Annotated in this window: 17 protein-coding genes; 9 read left to right on the top strand and 8 right to left on the bottom strand. The window is 37.6% G+C overall.

Annotated elements, in window-relative coordinates; all coding sequences use genetic code 11:
- Positions 1 to 50 precede the first annotated feature (50 nt).
- On the top strand, positions 51 to 1,223 hold the full coding sequence (locus A0J48_RS05790) for an AI-2E family transporter (protein WP_200321200.1): 1,173 nt from the start codon (positions 51 to 53) through the stop codon (positions 1,221 to 1,223).
- Positions 1,224 to 1,344: 121 nt separating this feature from the next.
- Here A0J48_RS05790 and A0J48_RS05785 read toward each other — a convergent pair whose 3' ends face one another.
- On the bottom strand, positions 1,345 to 1,551 hold the full coding sequence (locus tag A0J48_RS05785; RefSeq protein ID WP_200321198.1) for a proteinase inhibitor I4 serpin: 207 nt from the start codon (positions 1,549 to 1,551) through the stop codon (positions 1,345 to 1,347).
- 229 nt (positions 1,552 to 1,780) lie between these two features.
- Here A0J48_RS05785 and A0J48_RS05780 point away from each other — a divergent pair, with 229 nt between their 5' ends.
- Together A0J48_RS05780 and A0J48_RS05775 are read left to right on the top strand one after the other, a co-directional pair.
- The gene (locus tag A0J48_RS05780; protein WP_200321196.1) at positions 1,781 to 2,035 is read left to right on the top strand and encodes a DUF4212 domain-containing protein; all 255 of its coding nucleotides are present in this window, start codon (positions 1,781 to 1,783) and stop codon (positions 2,033 to 2,035) included.
- A gap of 9 nt (positions 2,036 to 2,044) precedes the next feature.
- Positions 2,045 to 3,700, top strand: a complete 1,656-nt coding sequence (locus A0J48_RS05775; protein WP_200321194.1) for a sodium:solute symporter family protein — start codon at positions 2,045 to 2,047, stop codon at positions 3,698 to 3,700.
- A 50-nt stretch (positions 3,701 to 3,750) separates the two neighbouring features.
- Here the strand turns inward: A0J48_RS05775 and A0J48_RS05770 are convergent, their stop codons facing one another.
- From A0J48_RS05770 to A0J48_RS05760, 3 genes are all read right to left on the bottom strand, one after another.
- Entirely contained in the window at positions 3,751 to 4,593 is an 843-nt protein-coding gene (locus tag A0J48_RS05770; protein ID WP_200321192.1) for a tetratricopeptide repeat protein, read from the bottom strand.
- A gap of 339 nt (positions 4,594 to 4,932) precedes the next feature.
- Positions 4,933 to 5,856, bottom strand: a complete 924-nt coding sequence (locus tag A0J48_RS05765) for a ribonuclease D (RefSeq protein ID WP_200321190.1) — start codon at positions 5,854 to 5,856, stop codon at positions 4,933 to 4,935.
- Positions 5,857 to 6,246: 390 nt separating this feature from the next.
- Positions 6,247 to 7,839, bottom strand: coding sequence for a S8 family serine peptidase (locus A0J48_RS05760; RefSeq protein ID WP_234300742.1), 1,593 nt, complete (start codon positions 7,837 to 7,839; stop codon positions 6,247 to 6,249).
- Between the two features lie 121 nt (positions 7,840 to 7,960).
- On the opposite strand from A0J48_RS05760, the gene rpe reads away from it, so the two are divergent.
- The 6 genes from rpe (at position 7,961) to A0J48_RS05730 (ending at position 11,616) form a co-directional block, all read left to right on the top strand.
- A complete protein-coding gene (rpe, locus tag A0J48_RS05755) occupies positions 7,961 to 8,668 on the top strand; it encodes a ribulose-phosphate 3-epimerase (protein WP_200321186.1) in 708 nt (235 codons plus the stop codon).
- 221 nt (positions 8,669 to 8,889) lie between these two features.
- Positions 8,890 to 9,465 carry a Uma2 family endonuclease gene (locus A0J48_RS05750; RefSeq protein ID WP_200321184.1) on the top strand — a complete coding sequence of 192 codons (576 nt, stop codon included), beginning with the start codon at positions 8,890 to 8,892 and terminating at the stop codon, positions 9,463 to 9,465.
- A 585-nt stretch (positions 9,466 to 10,050) separates the two neighbouring features.
- Positions 10,051 to 10,335, top strand: coding sequence for a hypothetical protein (locus tag A0J48_RS05745; RefSeq protein WP_200321182.1), 285 nt, complete (start codon positions 10,051 to 10,053; stop codon positions 10,333 to 10,335).
- Between the two features lie 177 nt (positions 10,336 to 10,512).
- Entirely contained in the window at positions 10,513 to 10,737 is a 225-nt protein-coding gene (locus A0J48_RS05740; RefSeq protein ID WP_200321180.1) for an addiction module protein, read from the top strand.
- On the top strand, positions 10,737 to 11,027 hold the full coding sequence (locus A0J48_RS05735; protein ID WP_200321178.1) for a type II toxin-antitoxin system RelE/ParE family toxin: 291 nt from the start codon (positions 10,737 to 10,739) through the stop codon (positions 11,025 to 11,027). The genes A0J48_RS05740 and A0J48_RS05735 overlap by 1 nt, the downstream gene beginning before the upstream one ends.
- Before the next feature lie 133 nt (positions 11,028 to 11,160).
- Positions 11,161 to 11,616 (top strand): DUF29 domain-containing protein, encoded by a 456-nt coding sequence (locus A0J48_RS05730; protein ID WP_200321176.1) that lies wholly within the window; start codon positions 11,161 to 11,163, stop codon positions 11,614 to 11,616.
- Between the two features lie 60 nt (positions 11,617 to 11,676).
- Here the strand turns inward: A0J48_RS05730 and A0J48_RS05725 are convergent, their stop codons facing one another.
- The 4 genes from A0J48_RS05725 to A0J48_RS05710 all read right to left on the bottom strand — a co-directional run bounded on the left by A0J48_RS05725 (position 11,677) and on the right by A0J48_RS05710 (position 14,127).
- A complete protein-coding gene (locus A0J48_RS05725; RefSeq protein WP_200321174.1) occupies positions 11,677 to 12,198 on the bottom strand; it encodes a hypothetical protein in 522 nt (173 codons plus the stop codon).
- A gap of 55 nt (positions 12,199 to 12,253) precedes the next feature.
- On the bottom strand, positions 12,254 to 12,694 hold the full coding sequence (locus A0J48_RS05720) for a hypothetical protein (RefSeq protein ID WP_200321172.1): 441 nt from the start codon (positions 12,692 to 12,694) through the stop codon (positions 12,254 to 12,256).
- A gap of 70 nt (positions 12,695 to 12,764) precedes the next feature.
- Positions 12,765 to 12,947: a CsbD family protein gene (locus A0J48_RS05715; protein WP_200321170.1), complete on the bottom strand. Its 183-nt coding sequence runs from the start codon at positions 12,945 to 12,947 to the stop codon at positions 12,765 to 12,767.
- 826 nt (positions 12,948 to 13,773) lie between these two features.
- Positions 13,774 to 14,127, bottom strand: a complete 354-nt coding sequence (locus tag A0J48_RS05710) for a hypothetical protein (RefSeq protein WP_200321168.1) — start codon at positions 14,125 to 14,127, stop codon at positions 13,774 to 13,776.
- Between the last annotated feature and the right edge of the window lie 152 nt (positions 14,128 to 14,279).

The raw sequence follows: 14,279 nt of genomic DNA, 5'->3' as shown, positions 1-14,279 counted from the left end.
AGAAAAATTTAACTGAGTTCTATTTAGTTGTATCCCCAATTATTTTAAAAATGCAGACACGCAAGCTACTCGACTGGTGGCAAACATTGACACCAATAGCGCGAATCGGGGCGATCGCGCTGTTCGCTCCTCTATTAGTTCTCAATGGTTGGGCGATATCGGCTATTTTCAATTATTTCCACTCTTTGATAGTCATTTTAGTTGGAGCCTCAGTCCTAGCTTTTCTTCTCAACTACCCAGTTAGTTGGATGGAAAGACACGGTGCCAGGCGAGAACAAGTTGCTATCTTAGTATTTTTATTAGCTTTATCCATTTTATTGGCGCTGGGTGTCACCCTCTTTCCTCTAGCACTCACCCAAGCCCAGCAACTGGTAGCCCGTCTACCAGAGTGGATTGACTCCGGGCGATCGCAATTAATGATCTTAAACGAAAAAGCCGAAAGCATGGGCTTACCAATAAACCTTGATGCTATCGTCGTGCAAATTAATGATCGCGTCAAGAGTCAATTACAAGCTATTGCTGGACAAGTTTTAAATTTAGCGGTTGTCACCTTTACTAGCTTGCTGGACTTTCTGCTAACAATGGTTTTAACCTTCTATCTATTGCAGCATGGTGGTGAACTCTGGGAAAGTTTAGTAGAATGGCTACCCACGAGATTTCGTGAACCTTTTTCTAGAACAGTACGCCTCAGCTTTCAAAACTTCTTCATCAGCCAACTAATTCTCTCCGTTTGTATGGCATCTGCCCTGATACCCAGCTTTTTGTGGTTGAAAGTGCCTTATGGATTATTATTTGGTTTAACCATTGGTCTGATGGCTCTAATTCCCTTTGGCGGTTCTGTGGGAATTGCGGCGACAACCTTATTAGTTTCCTTACAGGATATTTGGATGGGTGCTAGAGTCTTAGCTGCATCTGTCATTGTCCAGCAAATTCTGGAAAACTTGATTGCACCCCGGATTTTAGGAAGTTTTACAGGTTTAAATCCAGTTTGGGTGCTAATTTCTATCTTAACTGGAGCAAGAATAGGCGGACTTTTGGGTGTTATTGTTGCGGTTCCCTGCGCTGTAGTTATTAAAACGGTGATTAGCGCCATCCGTCTACCAATCATTAACCATGATACAGAAAATTCTTCATCTGAGGAAATAGTTACACCCATGACACCAGAAGAATCTGCCAAAGCGGAAGCGAAAAAATCCCTTAGTGTTTCTGATAGCGTCGCTTGAGAATTTTGGATTTTGGATTTTGGATTTTGGATTTTGGATTTTGGATTTTGGATTTTGGGTTTTGGATTTAACTATCTAAAATCTAAAATTTTCCATCCAAAATTGAATATACAAGAAAATTTTAGAGATTGTCTTTTGTAAACTCAGTTTCAGAACTAGGTAGATGATATTTATTCATAAATTTGTTACCTTGATCAACTTGGGAACATCCCAATACACTCAACATCACAAAACTGGCTGCGGCTAAAACATACCGTCTACCCAAATTTACGCCATAACGTCTTTGTAAAAAGTTTTTTTGTACAGCACTAAACTTTTGTCGGTTCATCTGCTACCTCATTTGTGGTTTTAGCGGTTCATTAAGTTAGACGCTTATGATGTGTCAGATGTTTACTATCGCATTTACCAGCACATAAACAGTTGGCGGTTACAGTTTTGGTAACGGCAAAAAGCGGTAAAAATAAATCCGTTTAAAAAAATTAACATCAAAACACCCAAGTCAGGCTAGATAATAACGGCTGATTGAAATTATCTATGATGCACCCCGGAAAAGAACAATGGATGAAGAACAACGCCGTGCTTATTGGCGTGCTAACACTGCTTTAATCAGAAATCTTTTAATTATTTGGGCTTTAGCTTCGATTGTTTTTAGTATTTTGTTGGTTCAACCTTTAAATACCATTAAGTTTTTTGGAGTGCCTTTTGGCTTTTGGATGGCACAACAAGGATCTATTTTGATTTTTGTGGGTTTGATTTTTACCTATGCTTTCCAAATGGATAAATTAGACCGCAAATATAAGATTAAGAAGTGAGGAGAAACGGTGTCAGTTGAACTTTGGACGATTTTAATAGTAGGACTTTCTTTTGTTCTCTACATTTACATTGGTTGGCAGTCACGGGTAGAAAATACCAAAGATTTCTTTATTGCCGGTCAAGGTATTCCTTCTATTGCTAACGGTGCAGCGACAGCAGCAGATTGGATGTCTGCGGCTTCGTTTATTTCGATGGCTGGGTTAATTTCAACCCTGGGTTATGATGGTTCAATTTATTTGATGGGTTGGACCGGTGGCTATGTTTTATTAGCTTTATTATTAGCCCCATATTTACGGAAGTTTGGTAAATATACTGTACCAGATTTTGTAGGCGATCGCTATAAATCAAATCTCGCTCGTTTAGTTGCGGTAGTTGCAGCCATTTTCGTTTCCCTCACCTATGTTGCAGGACAAATGCGCGGTGTGGGGATTGTATTTAGCCGCTTTTTACAAGTTGATATCAATACTGGTGTGATTATCGGTATTGTTATCGTTGGTTTTTTTGCAGTTTTGGGAGGAATGAAAGGTATTACTTGGACACAAGTTGCCCAATACTGTATTTTGATTTTAGCTTATTTAATTCCTGCCATTGCCATTGCCTTTATTCTCACAGGAAATCCTGTTCCCCAATTAGCATTTACCTTTAGTGATGTTGCTGACAACTTAAATAAAATTCAGACAGATTTAGGATTTCAAGAATATACCCAACCGTTTGCTAATAAAACGATGTTGGATGTATTGTTTACCACTGTGGCTTTGATGGTAGGTACTGCTGGTTTACCCCATATTATTGTCCGATTTTACACTGTTCCTAATGTGCGGGCAGCGAGATTTTCTGCTGGTTGGGCATTATTATTTATTGCCATTCTTTACACCACAGCCCCGGCTTTATCTATGTTTGCCCGTTACAATTTAATTCAGTCTCTCCACAACCATACAGTTGAAGAAGTCAGACAATTAGACTGGGCTAATAAATGGGAAAAAACCAAATTACTCACTTTTGAAGATAAAAACCAAGATGGTAAATTACAGTTAACTCCCAAAAAAGATACCAACGAAATTACCATCGACAACGATATTATTGTTCTCTCTACTCCAGAAGTTGCTAAACTTGCACCTTGGGTAATAGCTTTAGTGGCAGCAGGTGGTTTAGCCGCAGCATTATCAACAGCTTCGGGTTTATTATTGGTAATTTCTAGTTCCGTTGCCCATGACCTTTATTATCGGATTTTTGATGAAACAGCTTCGGAAGAAAAACGGGTATTTGTGGGGCGGGTTGTTGTTGGTTTTGCCTTAGTTCTTGCGGGTTATTTTGGTGTTAACCCTCCTGGTTTTGTGTCTCAAGTTGTAGCTTTTGCCTTTGGTTTAGCTGCTGCTAGTTTCTTCCCGGTGATAGTTTTAGGAATTTTTGATAAACGCACAAATTCTCAAGGTGCTATTGCGGGAATGTTAACAGGTTTAATTTTCACCATTATCTATATTGTTGGGGTGAAATTTGGTGGAATGACACCTTGGTTTTTTGGAGTTTCTGCTGAAGGTATCGGTACTTTAGGAATGGTGATTAATTTTGTAGTCACCCTGATAGTTTCTCGTTTAACACCACCTCCACCAGCAGATATTCAAGCTTTGGTGGAAGATTTACGTACTCCAAGTTTTGAAGAATAGATTATTGGGGACTGGGGACTGGGTAGTAATTTATAATTACGAATTACGAATTACTTTCCCAATTCCTCAATATTTTTCATTACTTGTTGATACAATTGTTTGTTGCCTTCTTTATCAAATATCGCTGCTGCCCGTTGTAAGTCTTGTAGCGCACTCCGTTTATCTCCACTAGCAGCAAAGGCATTTCCGCGATTATTGAAAGCAGGGCCGAAGTTGGGATTGAGGCGGATAGCTTCATTATAATCTGCGATCGCTTTCTGTTGTTCTCCCTGGGAAGCATAGGTATTGCCCCGGTTATTGTAGGCAACAGAATAGTTTTGATCGATCCGAATCGCTTGAGTATAATCTTCCAGCGCCCCACTTTTATCTCCCTGGGTAGCGCGGGCATTTCCTCTGTTATTATAAGCTTCGGCGTAGTTATTAGCTAGGCGAATAGCTTCATTATAATCTGCGATTGCATTTTGTTGATCTCCCAGTGATGCACGGGCATTTCCTCTATTATTATAGGTTTCTGCATCATTGGGATTGAGACGCAATGCTTGATTATAATCTGCAATCGCCCCCTGTTTATTCCCAATATCAAAATATGCTAACCCTCGACTTTTGAAAGCCGGTGCATATTGAGAATTAAGGCTAATCGATCTACTATAGGCAGCAATAGCAGCTTGGGAATTACCTTTAGCGTGCTGATTCTGTCCTTGAATATAGAATTCTCCAGCTTTGGATGTTTTTTGTGTGAGACGATTCGGAGGACTGACCCCTATTTCTGTCACTAAAACATCCTGACCCCTATTGCAAGAAACGCATAAAATTCCACTGAAACCAGTAACCACTGCTATCGTGAATATTCTGCCTAACAATTGCCGTTTGTGTGTCAATAACTGCCCTTTCATAAGTTCTTATAAATCGCTTTCATACCGTAAGGAAATCATTACCATAATCTAATTTATTGGTGTTACTCCACAATAATTCTAACTTGTGCTAGAGATTTTGACTCAATTGACAAGCTTTCCTGATATTTTTCAAATATAGTTAAACTTTTTTTCAAATTAAACTAAAAATATGAAAATTAATGTATAAATACGCTCATTTTAAAAATATGAAATTGTTTATGTCTTACCATTTTATTATCTAGTTTAAAATTTCCGAATGGGAATGACGTTAAAGATGGTATGCCTTAGAGGATTCATTCCCATAGCATGAGAGTAAAAATTTATTACTGCTACTGTAATTTATGACTCATCACTAGCATCATTCTCCTGAGTTTTAGCAATTAATCGCCAAACAGAAGTTTTTTCAACATCTACATCTAACTGTTCCAAATTTCTGCCTAATTCTTTTTGCAATTTCTCTGTCAGAGTAATTGGAAAATCCAAATCAATATCTTGATTTTCCACCAATCGCATCAGTTCTGTAAATTTCACCTTGACAGATTTACGTTCATATCCAGACAGCTTACAATATTCAGTTTCTGATATATTTTGCATTTGCATTGCTTTTTTTAATCGCTCTTGTAAATAATCAAATTCAGAATTTATTAACTTGCGTTGCTGTTCCACTTCTGTATATCTTTCAGAAAGCTTAGTTAAATCTTCTGTGGCTGGGTCTGTGTGCATCTTTGACTGCAATGCTAATAATTGCAAATGTATTTGCGCCAAATAAATACAATCGAAATAAGCATATTCTATTTGTTCATCAGTTAATGGTCTTTGACCCCAATCGCTTCCTTGTTCTCCTTTATCAATACTGTGGAAATTACAAAGTACAGCAGCCAGAGTTTTTAATTGATAGTTAGGCAAAGGTAGAATATGATAGGGTATACTTTTAGCCATTTCTAAAGTGCAAGTAATATTTTTTGCTTTTTTATTTCCTAAAAATTTCACATCATAACTAGCATTATGAAAAACCTTTTCGATAGCTGCATTCATCATTATTTGCTCAATAAAATCAGCAATCACATCAGGCTGTTCTAGGACATCCAAAATATAAACACTGTCACCAGTCATATCTTGAGGATTATCCAATATTTGAATCAGCGATAAGCGAGAATTACGACTTTTGAAGTCGGCAACTTCTGTATCTATCCACAGAGTTTGAGAGTTGGTATATTTAGTAATCAGGGAACGAATATCCCTAGCAGCAGTAAGATAAGGCATTGGTAGATGTAGGGCAGTAAAACTTAGTCATAGTTTTCTAAATTAACATTTTGTGACTAATTTTGCTCTGACCTACTGCCCCATTATTATGATGAGTTTTAGGAAAAATGTCTGCCAATATGCCAAAATACTCCCCATAGAGGATGCTGTTATTTTGCAAATCTGGACAAATCAAATTTATACCCAGCAAAGCTAGTGATGCTGCTACCCCTAGGACAAAGCATTCAGCTATCAGCAGTCAGCAGTCAGCTAAAACTGTTTCTCAGGCTAAGTTTAAAGGATTTTTAAGGTAAACCGATACCAAAATCAATTCCTCATTCCTCGCTAAAAATGCTCATAAATTCCAGATAATAGCTGATTACTGATTACTGATTACTGATTACTTACTTCTCACTTAACAGATGCAGTCCACCAAGCTAAACCATAGGTTTGAGTTTTTTCATTCACCTGTTGTTTAAACTGCACGCGAATTTTATATTTACCCGTTACAGGAACTGGACAAAAAATATGCTCTACATTATCAATTTCACTAGTTGATGCACAAACAACTCCAGATTCTAAATTTTTAGCATCTTCCTTAACTAAATAAAGGTCGAGATTATTTAATCCCTTATCTTCAAAACTTTCATCCACATCATATTGTTGATTTTGATTTGTATCTTTTAATTCAACTAATCTATCCCAAGTTAAAGTAATCGTTACAAAACTATTCTGTGCTAAAGGTTTGTCTAAATTATATTCTACAGATGAGGCAGTATTGATGTTATTATAATCCCAGCCAACTGGAGGAATAGCAGTGGTAGGTTGCCATTGACCGGGAAGAAATTGTTGATAAGCACGAAAAGCATTTAAATGTCCAGAACCCATTTGATCATCTAAAGGAATTTTGGTATTTTTGTAAGCATCAGAAGCAAACCAATCTCGATTTTGTTTATCAACTAAAGTCCTAGTCATTCCCAACCATAAACCATCTCCTCGGTCTTGGATTTTATCGGCTGAATTTAATAATACAGCTTTCATTACTTGATGAGATCGAGAATTAATATTCCAATTTGGTTGTTTTAACTTTAACTGTCGGTCAGCAAATTCTTGTAATAAAGCCACAGTAGCTGTAACGTGAGGTGCGGCAAAACTAGAACCTGTAGATTTATTCAATTTGCCATCAGGATTGAGTAAAGGAATATTAGTACCAGGTGCGACTAAACTAATTGATCTGCGTCCATCAATATTAAATTCTTGACCTGCTAGGCGATCGCCTATTCCTTGATTATTACCTGCTAAGTTAGAAACATGAACTTTATTAAAAATCCCTGCTCTTGGCGATGAAAAAGCCACGTTAATTGCGTTAAAATTATCTGTAGGAATGGGAATCCCGCCTTTGCCTTGGTTGCCTGCGATCGCATACACGACATCATGCACCCGACTCGACCAGTCAATACACATAGTTAGTAAAGCTTTTCCATCCAAAACAGCTTCTGGTCTAGGGTCACGATTTAAAGGCTCACCAAAACTAAAGTTAATCGCACGAACATCATCACCGTTTTGTAATGCTATATGTTGTGCTGACAAACATTCTTCTGCCTGACCCATATTTTTCGTAGATCCCACAGCGGAAGAATACAGCTTTGCATCTGGTGCAACTCCTGGCCAAGCTTTATCTTTGCTCACCATCACCGCAGCCACATTATAAGCATGGGGATCGACACCAGTGTTTGATTTAGCTGGTACAGTGCGTAAAAACACCGCCACAGGGGAAATAGCACGATTTTTAGACACGGCTTTATCCAAGCCAAACATACCAGGACGACCAATTTCTACCTGACCGATCGCAATTTTGCGGCCAGTTAAATTGTAAGGAGGTTGATGTAATTTCAGCGCATCAATACCATTACTTCCTAATGAACTGCCAAACTGCACAGATGCCAAAACTGGCACAGTTAAGCAGGAAACACCCAAACCGCAAATTATCCAAGTCTTTTTCATAGTCAATTTTCAGGCAAAAGCTTTATAGAAAATTTTGAAATTTGACATTTAAAATTTGAATAGATTTCTCCATATTTTGTTACAATGCTTACAGACGAGGACGCTTAAGAACCCACTAGCCATGACCCAAAACCCATCTAAAAAGCCCATAGTTATCTCTCCATCTATCCTATCAGCGGATTTTAGTCGTCTGGGTGACGACATTCGTGCAGTAGATAAAGCGGGAGCAGATTGGATTCACGTTGATGTAATGGACGGACGTTTTGTACCTAATATTACAATAGGTCCTCTGGTTGTGGAGGCGATTCGTCCAGTTACAACCAAGCCTCTGGATGTCCACTTAATGATTGTGGAACCTGAGAAATATGTAGAAGGGTTTGCTAAGGCTGGTGCGGATATCATTTCTGTACACGCTGAACATAACGCTTCACCTCACCTCCACCGCACTTTGGGACAAATCAAAGAACTCGGTAAACAAGCTGGTGTTGTACTCAACCCCGGTACACCTTTAGAATTAATTGAATATGTACTGGATCTGTGTGATTTAGTGCTAATTATGAGCGTTAACCCCGGTTTCGGTGGACAAAGCTTTATTCCTGGTGTAGTTCCTAAAATTCGCAAGTTGCGTCAAATGTGCGATGAACGCGGTTTAGATCCTTGGATTGAAGTTGATGGTGGATTGAAAGCCAATAACACCTGGCAAGTTTTGGAAGCCGGCGCTAATGCTATTGTAGCTGGTTCTGCTGTCTTTAATGCTCCTGATTATGCGGAAGCAATCAATAATATTCGTAACAGCAAGCGTCCTACCAAGGAATTAGCGGCTGTTTAATTGAATACTGCCAACTAAATAATACTTAAATCCTCGATTTCTTTAGGAAGTCGGGGGTTTATTTTATCAATTGATAATTGACAATTGACAATTGATAATTGAATATTAGATCCCCGACTTCTTTTTTAAACTTGTCAAGAAATTATAAATTGATGTCAGAAGTCGGGGATCTGGGTATTGCAGAGTTAATATATAAATAGCTCTGTAATTCTGTAACTTTTATGACTGTAGTTACTGCTAAACGCTTCACCATCGCTGAATATCACCGTCTAGCGGAACTCGGCTTCTTTAGAGAAGATGAGCGAGTTGAATTAATCAAAGGTGAAATAATTCAAATGGCTGCAAAAGGTAAATCGCATTCAACCTTCAATAGACGATTAATCAGAGAGTTAACACAATTACTAGGTAATCGCGCAACTTTACAAAATCAAGATCCTATATCTATACCTCCAAACAGTGAACCAGAACCGGATTTAGCAATTCTCCGCAATCGTGCTGATGACTATTTTATAGATCATCCCACACCATCTGATATTTTACTGTTAATTGAAATTTCTAACTCTACTTTGAAATATGACCAAGAAGTGAAATTACCTTTATATGCAGAAGCAGCTATTTCTGATTATTGGATTTTTAATTTAATCAATCATCGTTTAGATTGCTACAGTGAACCTTATCAAGATTCTCAAGGCAATTTTGATTATCGTCGTAAGTTAATTTTGTTACCTCATGAGTCTGTTAAATTGCCACATTTCCCTGATTTAGTTTTAGATTTATCAAAGGTGTTTCCTAGCTGATATATAGAGATATTTACACTTGATGATTGATACTGCTGCTTTGGTACGCAGTGATAGAATTTTAGATTACTTGATCAAGCAATCAGGTGGTCAGGGTGAAGGTTGGATGGTGGTGTAGGCGATCGCAAATCCCACAACCAAAACAATCAACATCAGATCCCGACTTCTTTTTTGATCTTGTCAATAAATTATCAATTGATCATAGAAGTCGGGTGTTTATTTGATGAACCATAGAAACCAGAATTTCAGAATTTTAGAAACAGGTATGATATAGTAGATAGCGCGGCTTGAAATTATAAATATATTTAACACCACAAACCAGTTGACAATATGGAATAGATAGTGTATATTGTCTAATAGGATATATAAAATAAGAAATAGTGCTTTTTCTTGACAGCCAGAGACTAGCTGTGGTAGATTACTTATGGCACTGGTGTTAAAGCTTTCTTAACATTTTTGAATTAAAAGTCAGACTACCTGGACTGGTACACCAGGTAGCAGTGCTGACGGTTCTTTATCGTATCTTTTGCCAGATACGTCAAAATCACTTAACTCCAATTCCTTAGAAAAAATAGGAGTCAATTTATGATGCCACAAAATACCGACTCTCAGCAACCGCAATATCTTGATGAAGATGTACTACGTAAAATACTTTGTCGAGAAACTGGAGGAGAATGGAGTCTAGAAAGTTTTTACACGATGGTAGCAAATCTAGGATACATCGAAAAAATTAAGGAGGACTGGCAATGGCAACCTACTAAAAAAGCAAAGCCATTTGGAGATTTTCGCAATGGAGTCATCAAATGGAATAAAGATTTTGTTGATTTAATTTTACAACAGCTACCAAAACAGCTAACCTTAGACATCTGAACCATAGCATCTAAGATTTGATTTTTGCAACTATCCCATAATAGGAGACTTACTATTTACCTGAGTTTCTAACAGGGTTATATTTGCACGCGCTTAATTTTCGCCCCTAGCCTGTAGGGTGGGTTAAGCGCATTTATGCTAAGATGTCATTACCGCACTCTGTCAGGAGTTTTCTGTATGGCTGACGTTACTTACGACGAAATTTTTGGAGCAGTATTAACCTTACCTCCTCTATACAGAGCGATGCTTGCTGAACATCTTCTCAAAAGTCTTGATGAAATTAATCCTGAAGTCGAGGCCGCTTGGGAAACAGAAATTGCAAATCGCATTCAGGCAATAGATGAAGGTCAAGTTACGTTAATACCAGCCGATGAAGTATTACAAAGATTAAGGAATCGGTGATGTTGATTGAATTTGATCCTTATGCACAAATAGAACTTGAAGAAGCGACTTTATATTACGATAACATTAGTTCTAAACTTGGCAATACTTTTCTTAATGCGGTTGAAAAAACACTTAACCGCATAGTTAATTTCCCAAATGCTTGGACACTAATGATTCAAAATACTAGACGTTGCCATATTGATGGATTTCCCTATGGCATAGTTTACAGAGTTTATGGTGATAAAATTCAAATCTTAGCTGTAATGCACCTTCAACGCAAGCCAAACTATTGGATAGATAGAAAATAGGAATAATCCTTTCTGAGAGTATTTCTCAAAATTTATGACTTGAGATTCGATAGAGCATCGCTAACTAATCAGTTTGTCCTTTTTATTCCTCGTACAATATTGTTAACCATAACTTGAGTCAGGAGAAAAATTTATGCTGACAGTTGATAACAACAAAAAATTATATGATCAAGATTTTTACCTATGGATACAAACCACAGTTCAACAGTTGAAAGAAAGAGATTTAGAACAACTAGATATTGAGAACTTGATTGAAGAAATTGATAGTATGGGACGGAGGGAAAAGAAAGAACTAAAAACTCGCCTAGTTGTCCTAATTGAACATTTATTAAAACTACAATATTGGACAGAAGAAAAAGATTATAACGCTAGGGGTTGGCGTAATACAGTTGTTGAACAAAGACGACAAATAGCATATACTCTGGCAGATAGTCCTAGTTTAAAAGCTATTTTAAATGATGTTTTTCTAGACTGTTATCAAGATGCTAGAAAAGACACAATTAATAAATATCAGCTTTCCTCAAATCTATTCCCCGAAGAGCCGCCTTTTTCCGTAACAGAAGTTCTTGATGCAGATTTTATACCCTAAGTCTGAACTGATGATCAGGGTGTAGAGTGAGCATTACCCACCCTACAAAATTACAGATGATCACTTCCGACTACCCAACCATTTAGCCGCCGCAATCCCAATAATTCCTGCCACAATAGGATTACTGAGAAACTTGATAATTCCTGGTTGTTCCGCTAACACCTCACGAAAAACATCAGGATGATTATGATAGGTGAAAGATGCCAGATTACTCACATCATCAGCAGTCATGCGGTTAGGGTTGTGAGTAGAAAGATTTAACTGTTGTTCTAACCTTTTTTCGTCCAGTCCTCGTTCTTTTAACTGTTTGAAAAATGCCTTTGCTACATCATCCCGTTCATTGGGTTTAATTTGAGCAATTGCCTTTTGTAATTCTGGCTCCATTTGACTAGGAGGAATGCGTTCTGGATGCAAAGATTGACTAAATAATTGCCGACGTTGGTCTGTTGTTGTCCGTTGAGCGAAATCATCAAATGTTTCATATTCATTTGTTGTATCTGTCGGCATATTATCCAAAGATTCTACGTTTCCCTGAGCCAAATCTTTCATTATGTCGCGTTTATATTCTTCACTACTTCTCACGTGACTTATCTCCTGTTTTATATTTACACTATTTACACAATGAAAATCTTTATGGTTAGCTATACCTAATTTGATTAGTTTGAGCAATATAATCAGCAGTCAAAATTAATTTTTTATCAGGTGCATATATCAAAACCTTCAAATCTTGATTAGGAAAATTCTTTCTAAAACCTTGCACCAAAGAATTTGCTAAAGGTCGCACGTCATTCGGACTAACTTGCGGAGAAATAACCACACCTAGCTTGTTATTATCTCGCACATAAGCATCAGTAACTAATCCTTTAGAAGTTTGCACAACCCAGTTACCGAAATTTTGTCCCCCTGGAGTATTACCACGCTCTAATTCAGCATAAGTAACATCTCTACCCACTGCTGATGGGGTAATAGTACGGTTTGATTCTGCAACTCTTCCACCACCGCAAGCTGTAGTTAAAGTGAGGATTAAAATCAAAACTAAAGCCGTCAATATTTTGCGACTCTGCTGTAACAAAATCATAATTTACCTCCTCAGAAAACATATTTATTCGTAGTTGCATTTTGTTTTTAATACAACTACGAACTCTTATTTAATCAAGTTTTTGTTTGACATTATCTTTTACGTCTTCAACACCATGACGTACTTCGCTTTCGGCTTGCTTGGCTTTACCTTCAGCTTTATCTTCTGGATCACCAGTAATATTTCCTAATGCTTCTTGTGCTTTACCTTCAATATTTTTACCTGTGGCTTTTGCCCGTTTTTCTAAGCTCATTTTTTTTACCTATATTTGCTAATTACCATACCAAATTAGCTTGAATATTACCTTAAAACTTCCACCACAAGGTATACAAGATATAATAGTTATCTATGTAAAAAGGAGTAATTAAATAGAGTTTAAATAGAGTTTAAATAGAGTTTAAAATGCGACAGATGAGTAGGTTGGGTTGAACAAAGTGAAACCCAACTTCCACAAAGTTTTGAAACTTTGGTTTATGCCTACGGCACGCTACGCTAACGTACCTCAACCCAACCTACATCTGTAACAATCATTTTTAAAATTGGTATGACTTTAAATTTATATTCCTATTCCTAGATTGACACTCTGCGTCCTAAAGGAGCGCAGATTCTTAGTTCAACGAGTCTACTTAGTTTAGATCCCTTGCGGTGTCTAACCCAGAGGTGGTTCTCTCCCTAAGCGTTACTTTCCCCCAGCGGGCGAGGTAGTTGCATCACTGCAAATTTTGTTTGAGTTAAATTCTGTGTCGTCTAGTACCTGTAAATCTTTTACCTACTTCCAGGTGATACTAGAACTACGAAGTAGAACCCCATAGATTTAGTTGTCAAGGTACAGATTGCCGTTAGGCAGTTAGGTTTTTATACAGGTTAATTACCGTTCCTGTTGAAAACAAATATATCATGACTGCCCCTAAAGGAGCAATCCGTTCGCCTACATCCACTGTTTCTTAGCACGATAAAGTATCAATGCCTTGCTCCGATACTTTATCTCGGTGGTTGTGGCTCACTCGATTTTCTTATAATAAAAAACCCAGTTTATTGATCAAACCGGGTTAATTAGGATATGGGGGTAAGTTTTGAGATTAATCGAGAAAACCCATCAGGCTATCAGAATCATCAATAGTATTTGATGCTACTGGACGATTGCCAAATATGGAATAGTTTTCTGAAACTACCAATGCACTAGAACTGATGGGACGAATACCAGATAAGTTAATACTGCTCACAACTTGGAAAGTGTTAGCACTAATGGGACGAATACCCATTACATTGTAAGTCTCAACTACTTGTAAACTACTTGTTGTGATAGGACGTAAGCCAGCAATTGATACTGTTTCTGCAACTTGTAAGTCGCTGCTACCAATAGGGCGCTCTCCAGCAACTACAATTGTTCCCTGAGAACCTTGTTCTGTATTACCTTGGTTATTTTCTTCCACTTTTGTGTCTCCTTTGCAGCTGAGGCGTTTTGTAAACTAACACCCCTAGCTTATTACGTGAATTTTACAATATTTAAGGAAAGATGTATTGGTTGAGTCGATGGGAGGTATTATCCTCCGCACCTCTCAGTTAAATCTGGGCGTGCGACTTT

Origin of the sequence: Sphaerospermopsis aphanizomenoides BCCUSP55 (assembly GCF_001586785.1) — a bacterium.
GTDB classification, from domain to species: Bacteria; Cyanobacteriota; Cyanobacteriia; order Cyanobacteriales; family Nostocaceae; genus Sphaerospermopsis_A; species Sphaerospermopsis_A aphanizomenoides_A.
This window is presented reverse-complemented; position numbering and strand designations above follow the sequence as displayed.